The sequence below is a fragment of the Sphaerotilus natans genome (assembly GCF_900156335.1).
Lineage (GTDB): Bacteria > Pseudomonadota > Gammaproteobacteria > Burkholderiales > Burkholderiaceae_C > Sphaerotilus > Sphaerotilus natans.
Map to the genome: position 1 here is coordinate 1 of NZ_FTMZ01000043.1, position 7,167 is coordinate 7,167.

The 7,167-nt window shown below is 67.2% G+C and carries 9 protein-coding genes; all 9 read right to left on the bottom strand.

Features of this window, described 5'->3' with window-relative positions; all coding sequences use genetic code 11:
• Positions 1–754: 754 nt before the first annotated feature.
• The 9 genes from BW996_RS20685 to BW996_RS20720 all read right to left on the bottom strand — a co-directional run bounded on the left by BW996_RS20685 (position 755) and on the right by BW996_RS20720 (position 6,577).
• Positions 755–1,420: a hypothetical protein gene (locus tag BW996_RS20685; protein WP_037480143.1), complete on the bottom strand. Its 666-nt coding sequence runs from the start codon at positions 1,418–1,420 to the stop codon at positions 755–757.
• Positions 1,421–1,562: 142 nt separating this feature from the next.
• Positions 1,563–1,979, bottom strand: a complete 417-nt coding sequence (locus BW996_RS21520) for a hypothetical protein (RefSeq protein ID WP_139330989.1) — start codon at positions 1,977–1,979, stop codon at positions 1,563–1,565.
• Entirely contained in the window at positions 1,976–3,529 is a 1,554-nt protein-coding gene (locus tag BW996_RS20695) for a YfjI family protein (protein WP_081838025.1), read from the bottom strand. Before BW996_RS20695 ends, BW996_RS21520 begins: the two co-directional genes overlap by 4 nt.
• A 9-nt stretch (positions 3,530–3,538) precedes the next feature.
• Positions 3,539–4,468, bottom strand: a complete 930-nt coding sequence (locus BW996_RS20700) for a DUF7146 domain-containing protein (protein WP_051631750.1) — start codon at positions 4,466–4,468, stop codon at positions 3,539–3,541.
• On the bottom strand, positions 4,465–4,782 hold the full coding sequence (locus tag BW996_RS20705) for a hypothetical protein (protein ID WP_037480148.1): 318 nt from the start codon (positions 4,780–4,782) through the stop codon (positions 4,465–4,467). Before BW996_RS20705 ends, BW996_RS20700 begins: the two co-directional genes overlap by 4 nt.
• A gap of 74 nt (positions 4,783–4,856) precedes the next feature.
• Positions 4,857–5,183, bottom strand: a complete 327-nt coding sequence (locus BW996_RS20710) for a hypothetical protein (RefSeq protein ID WP_037480149.1) — start codon at positions 5,181–5,183, stop codon at positions 4,857–4,859.
• A 94-nt stretch (positions 5,184–5,277) separates the two neighbouring features.
• Positions 5,278–5,472, bottom strand: coding sequence for a hypothetical protein (locus tag BW996_RS21525; RefSeq protein ID WP_139330990.1), 195 nt, complete (start codon positions 5,470–5,472; stop codon positions 5,278–5,280).
• Positions 5,473–5,768: 296 nt separating this feature from the next.
• A complete protein-coding gene (locus BW996_RS20715; protein ID WP_051631751.1) occupies positions 5,769–6,287 on the bottom strand; it encodes an antA/AntB antirepressor family protein in 519 nt (172 codons plus the stop codon).
• Between the two features lie 8 nt (positions 6,288–6,295).
• Positions 6,296–6,577: a helix-turn-helix transcriptional regulator gene (locus tag BW996_RS20720; RefSeq protein ID WP_139330991.1), complete on the bottom strand. Its 282-nt coding sequence runs from the start codon at positions 6,575–6,577 to the stop codon at positions 6,296–6,298.
• Positions 6,578–7,167 lie beyond the last annotated feature (590 nt).

Below are 7,167 nucleotides of genomic sequence, written 5' to 3' on the forward strand. Positions count from 1 at the left end.
CCCCGGTCACTGCCAATACTGACGAAAGTCCACCGTGCGACCGGTCGGGCTCAGGAGGTCGGCGCCGGCCAGCGCCAGCAGCAGGCCACAGGGGGCGCCGATCGGGTCGGGTGGTGCGCTGGCGCGGCGTCCTGGTTGAAGTGCCGCCACGGGGCCAGCAGGCCCGGCCCGGAGCATGTCGGGGGCTGGTGGGGCCGCTCGGGCTCTTGAGGGTGGCGCCGGCCGGGCCTCATTTCCAGAAAACCACTACCCCGGTCACTGCCAATACTGACGAAAGTCCACCGTGCGACCGGTCGGGCTCAGGAGGTCGGCGCCGGCCAGCGCCAGCAGCAGGCCGATCAGACTGGAGGCAAGGACTCGCCGGGGGTCGTGGGATGGATGTCCGCGTTACCCCTCCCGCCGGTGTCACCCCTCCCGCCGGTGTCACCCCTCCCACCGGTGTCCCTCCACCCCTCCCACCGGTGTCCCTCCACCCCTCCCACCGGTGTCCCTCTACCCCTCCCGCCGGTGTCCCTTCCTCATGCGAAAAGCATGTTCTGCGACATCCGGGACGACCCTCTGGCGGCCTTCAGAGCTACCCGCAGGGTCAGTGTTCAGCGAGCTACCGCAGCGGGTGCCGCATGCCTCAAACACCCTTAGTGCGACCTTAGCAGTTGCAGCACGCCCGAAAGACATCAGGAAGCGACACCAAGCGCCACAGAGCCCCATTTCCCGCACTGCTGTAGCAGCGCACGAAAACAGGGCTCCAACGGGGTCAGTACGGCATCAGTGCGAGTGCTGCCGCCTTGTCTCCGGGCTCCATGATCGCGATGACCTCGCGCATCCATTCGGGCAGCGCCTCAAGGCGCCGAAGCGGATCAAAAAGCACCTTCGTTGCGGCATCCGCATCGGCGCGCATGCGCTGTACACGCTTCATCACTGCAGCCGCATCAGGTGGCGGGGGGACAGCTCCAAGGACGGCCTCAACGTCAACGCCCGACGCTGCTGCAGCCTCCCTCAGGCGCTCCATCTTCTCGTCGCGCTCCTTCCCCCCGATCAAGGAAGCCTCCAGGCTCGCGGCCTCGCGCTGCAGTGCGTTGCGCATGAACTCAAGGTGCGCGTCATGCTCTCGGACCACCCCCCGGCGTGCCTTCAGGATCTGGTCAACCGCTTCGATCATGGCGCGCTTGTCTTTGGCGCGATCCTTCGCGGCTTCGATCTCGCGCCTGAAGTAGTCGGCCAGGTCATCAACGTGGATCCCCTGCAAGATCGCCTCACAGATCATCAGGATGTGCCCTTCCGGCCCCCACCGGCCGACAAGCTCAAGCTCTTTCCCTGTGGCGTGGATCAGGTTCAGTGCAGCCGCTGAAGTGGCCTTGTCCGTGAGTGCCAAGATGGCCTTGTCCTGTGCGTTGGTGTCTTGCTCGAATGCGTCAAACATTTCATGTTCCTTGTTTCTTGGTTGATTGGCGGATGTGGTGCGGCGGTTCGGCGGCGGGGGAGTCGCCAGACATGACCCCCCGCCAGAGAACGCCAGACGCAAGCACCAACCGGCCCCGCGTGCAGCGACCATGCCGGCTCAGTCAGCCCGACCGGGCGGCGAACCGCGCGCAGCGGCGCAGCTCATGCGGCGGCCCGACCATCTCACCCCCGGCGCAGCGGCGCCCGATCAGCCGCGCACACTCGACACAGGCGCGCATGTCGGTCCCTGTGCGGTCGCGCACCAGCAGCCGATCGGCGATCTGTTCAGCGTCCGCAAGGCTGTAGCCCTGCCGCCTCAGGACCGCCACCCGCTCGGACAGTCGGCCGATCTCCTGATCGTTCAGACCCACCAGCGCCAGCACATCAGCACGAACCGCAGGCGGGTGCGTATCGCCGGGCACAGCAGACGCCCCCGGATGAACACCATCCGGCCTCATCTGAGGCTGTGCCGTCTCTGCCTGGTCAGCAGCCGCTGCCTCTGCAGATTCGCGGGCCAGTAGCTCAATCCATCGTCTCATCGCATCACCTCCGGGTTGACCACATAGACCGTTCGAGGCCGGCCAATCTTGACGACCTGCCCGGCATCAACCTCCATGAGATGCCGATGCGCCACCAGCAAATCCAGGGCGGCCCCCACCACGTCACGATCCGTCAGGCCCGACCAGCAGGGGCGCGCGACATCGCGTGTCGAGAACATCGCCGGCAGCGCCCCGGCCTGCACCTTGCGCATGAGGGCCTTTGCCGCGGCCACCACCGGCCGGACCCCGCTTGCGTAGGCGCGGCGGGCGTGGCTCTCGAAGTAGTCGGCCAGCGCCAGCGCCTGCACCGTTGCCCGACGACTCACCGGGCCGGCGTGCCCATCGATCGTGTGCAGCGTCAGCGCCAGCGCCGGGACATGCTTGCGGAACTTGGACAGTGCCCCTTCCGTGGCGGCATCGATGTCCGGCAAGCGCAGGCGTTTTTCCAGCCCGGTGCGCCACTCCTCGAACAGCTCCAGGGCATCGGGGGCGAAGCGCAGGAAGGGCACGCCCTCGGGGTCGCCGTTGAAGTCCACCGGCTGCACGGCGCCCAGGTCAGCGGCCTGCAGGCGGTGCAGGCGCTCGAACACGTCGAAGGCGGCGCGCTTGGCGGCGTTGTCGGGGAGCCGGTCTACGTTGCGCCAGTCCCCGGACTGGTCCGGCCAGCACATCAGGAAGCGCTGCACCATGCCGTCATCCATCGAACCGCCCACCGATGCAGCGCGGATGAAGGAGGCCAGCGGGCCGGGTTGGATGCAGCCGACCAGCGACAGGCGCACGCTCGGCACGGTCAGCGTGCCCCGTGTGATCCGGTCGAAGGTGTAGCGTCCGCCGCTCCAGGCTTGCAGGTAGAAGGCGCGGGCGTCGGCGTTGTCCTCGCGCTGAAGGCTGGTCAGCAGCCCGCGCATCTCATCGCGCACGCACAGCAGGCCGTCCGGGTTCTCCGTCATGATCTGGCCCATTGCCTCATAGGTCAGGTCATTGACCAGCAGGCGCGGCCGGGTCGGCGCGGGCGGTTCTTCCAGGCCGTCGAAGGCGTTGCTGATCTCGGCATTCGGGTCTTTCGCCAGCTTCTGCCGGGCCAGCTTGTCGGCGGCGTCGGTGCGCATCTTGTGCAGCCGCAGCGCGTCGGCGTGCCCCTTGGCGTCGGCGTTGAACTGCTCGGCGCTTCGGGCCTCCAGCCGTTCGAGCGGGGCCAGCGCGGCGGACATCGCCGGGCTTTTCATCATCCCCGGCCGGCCGACCACCAACGCCCACATGTTTGGCGACTCCTGCCATTCGGTCAGCCCCTGAGGGCGTACCGCCAGCCGGCGAGCCACCAGCGCAGCCGCGCCCACCAGCATCGGCACGCCCACGAAGTCCGGGGGGCACTGCATGCGCTCCGACACGTCGGCCACCCAGGGGCGCAGCGCATCGGGCAGCGCCGGCAGCGGCAGGGCCTCCACCGACAGCAGATCAGGCGGCAGTGGCAGGGGCGCCGACTCGGCAATCAGGTCATCGGCGGCTGCACTCATGGCATTCATGGCGTTCGTGGAATCGGTGTTGTTCATCAGTCCCCCTCAGGTGGCGGTGTTGCTGGCGTGCACGATGTCGCACCAGTCCATTTCAGGTGTTGGCGGCGTCATCACCTTGGCGGTGAGGCCGGCCCGTATCGCTCGGCTGTAGAGCTTCCCGGCAGCGGCGATGCCGGCCGGATCGTGATCGCCCCAGATCACCAGATGGCGCGTCCCGGCTGGCCACTGCCAAGCGGCCAGGGCTCCGGCGCTGTAGGCCGCACAGACAGGCATCCGGCCGCCGTAGTGGCCCGCCAGCGCCGTTTCCAGCCCTTCAGCCACGCCGATCACGCCCCGATCGTCTGGCGCGCTCCACAGGGCCACACCAGCGCCAGCCAGCGGGCCGCAGGTGCGCGACAGCTTCTTGACCGGGCCGGGCACATCGGCCTTTCGACCGTCTCGGGTGATGTAGGTCCGGTGCAGCGCCAGCAGCTCGCCGGCCGGGCTGGTGATGGCGGCCACCATCGCCGGGAAGCGCCCGACCTCCTTGCGGTCCTCGTCGAAGTAGGGCAGGGAAGGCGCATGCCGCAGCGCGGCCGGCAAGGGCCACAGATCAACACCCAGCCGCACCCCCAGGTAACGCGCGACGGGATCGCCGGGCACCAGCACCCGTGCGCGGGACCACTGCAGCGCAACGGCGGCGGCGTTCTTCGCCCACTTGGCCCGTTGCTCGCGCTCGCGCTGCTGTCGCTGGTGCTCTGCCCATGCTCGGGCGGCGGCGCGTTCCTCCGGGTCCATCGCCCGGCCCGACTCGCTCCAGATGTGATGTCCACCCGTGCGCCAGTCACCGAAGACGGCGGCACGGCCATCGGTGAACAGCCGGACCCACAGCGGCCGATTGCGGCCACCGAAGCGGATGAACTCGCCGGGGATGATGTCGCGCTCGGGCGCGGCGCCGAGAACAGCGCGCAGCGTGTCCAGAAGTGCCGTGCTCATACGTGGCTCACCTTCAGCGCGTTGCGCACGAAGACACGGCAGGCAATGACCGACATCCCCACCAAGGCGGGAAGGTTCTGGTCTGGCGCCCGCATGGCCAGCGCGATCACGCCCAGGAAGGCATCGGCCTCCCTCAGCATCGATCGCGATAGGGCGTCGCCGGGGTCATCACTGGCCGACAGGATCAAGGCCTTCGTGTAGTGCACAGCCTTGCTGATGTCTTCCGCATCCGGGTCGCGCCCGATGAGCGCATCCTCAGCCCGCTTCAACAGGCGCAGGGCCTCGCGTAGTGCCTTCTTGGCGATCGGGTTCATGGTCCGCACTCTTTCAAACGATTCAGCAGCCCGGCCTGATGTGCTCGGGCCGCTCGTGGAGGTGGAATCCGGGTTCAGTGCAAGGCCGCTTCAGCCAGGTCGGCGCGGCCGTCTCGAATGCGGGCCAGCACTTCAGCCACAACACCGACGTGCTCATGTCGTTCTAGCGTCTGCGCGGTCAGCGCCAGAAGCGTGTCAGCCTGGTCAACCAGCGCCCGCGACATATCCGGCTTTTCATCCAGCGCCTCAATCAGCGTCCCCGTCGTCAACCGCAGCGCATTGAGCTGCAGGGAAACATCCCGGCCCGTGCGTGAATGGCGAATCAGGTCAATCGCTTGGTCGATCCGGTCAAGGCAAGACTGAAGATGGTCAGGGCGGGAGAAAACAACGGTGGAGGTCATGATGCAAACAACTCTTTTTGTTTGGTTTACTTTGGGCATGCAGCAGCGCGACTGACTTTCGAGAGTCAGCCGAACATGCGGCGGGGAGAGAGAATCAGCGAGCCGAAAAGCGATCGCGCGGAGCTGCAAGCTGCAGACGATCGGCGGCGAGTATCTCGAAGGCACGAGCGCGCAGCGCGTGGCGCTTCTCTGCCTTCGAGGCGAGAAGATGCGCCAGGCGGCGGCGGTACATCTGGGTAAGGGGAACGTAGGCGCGAGCGAGCGCGCCGCTTTGAATGGCGTTCGTCATGGTTTCGGGCTTTCTGATCAAGCAGCGAAGAACCACACGCCGCGGGGACTAGCCGAAGCGGGTGGGGATGGGGATAGTCACACGAGATCAGCCGTGCGGCCGTCCTTGCGGATAGGCCCTCCCATCCCCGAAACCTGACGGAATTCGGGCATGACAAAGCCGCGCTATCGTGGCGGCCAAACGCTGATCTGATAACGGTGTGACTAGCACCGCCGCGCAGTGTGCCACCGTGGCGCCCATTGTTGCAATACCCCACTGGTACCGCCTGTGCATGAGGACGAATCGTGCGCACGGCCTCACCCAAACTGCAGGAGAAGCTGAAGCTGGCTTCTGAGGGCGTTCACTTCGCCCTGCAGACGTGGCTTCTCGACTCGACGGCGTGACATGACGGAGGCCCCGCGACTGGCCCGTGCGAAGGACTCGGCCTCGGCCTTCTCTGCCGTGGTCAGCCGGCGCTGCAGCGCGGCCAGCTCATCGGGGTTGCGACAGAACGCCCGTAGCAGTAGCTCGCGCTCGGCGGCGATCAGGCGGGCACGGTAGGCGCGTCCCTTCGGGCTGCTGGACATCAGCGCGATGTGCTTCGCCGCATCCAACGTCAGGACGTAATCCACCTGCGGCCGACCCCCCAGGGGGTTTTCATTCTTTTTCATGAAAACCCCCCGGTAGTCCTCGCCCTCCAGGAGTCCGCCCCGCTTCGCCTGCGCCTTGAACCAACTGGTGAAGTCCCCATTGAGGCCAAGGCTGGTGTGCAGGGCGCGCGCCCTCACGGCGTAGTGCTCTGCGCCGACAGTGCAGCGCTCGATGTCGATGTTCATGGCGCCTGTCACTGCTCGGTCGGGGTTCGGGTGGATTCAAGCCACTGGCGCACCACGCCAGCAGACCAACGCACGCAGCGCGGACCGGAACGGTAATCGGCGGCCGGGAACTCGCCGGTCTTGATCTTGTTGCGGATGCTCTGCTCGCACAGTCCCGCCAAGGCCGCAATCTCTTTGATGGAGAGCCGCGCCATGTCGGCAAGTCCAGAGTCAATCATCATTTTCACAGGGCTCTGATTAGCGTTCTTGGTTGCCCAAGATTGGTGGTGGTGGGGTTGTTTGGTGAACATGCCCAATCATTTCCCGGAAAAAACGGCCCTCCGCCGCCGTTTTCCAACCCCCTGCCCAGGCCCACGACCGCACCAGCGCCAGCGGGTCGGCATCAACCCGGCCAGCAGCGCCAGCACCAGCACAGGCGGCGACATGGCGCCACTGAAGGCGGCCGATGCACCCACAGCACACCGGCCCGGCCCGATCGGCGCCGGGCGCCGGCCACCAGCAGCACCGACACCAGAAGGCAGGCCCTCACCCTCGATCAGCTCGGCACCGACCCGGCCAGCAGCGCCAGCGCCTCGACATGCTCAGGGCCGGCCTGCGCCCGTGGTGCTGCTGCAGCCAGGACGACGCCAAGGCAGTAGCCCGGCCAGATCAGCGCCCCTGCGGCTGGTGCTGGGCATCCGTGACCAGCAGCAGGACGCCGGCCCTCGAACTCGACCCGCTCTGCAGCAGTCCAGCCAGCAGCGGCCGCACCTCAGGCGGGCGAGGGCCGGGCCAGCCTGCCCCGTGGCGGCACTTCAGCCAGGACGACGCACCCGACCGGGCGCCCCTCGGTGGCTTTTCGTCAGTGGTGGCAGTGACCGGGGTAGTGGTTTTCTGGAAA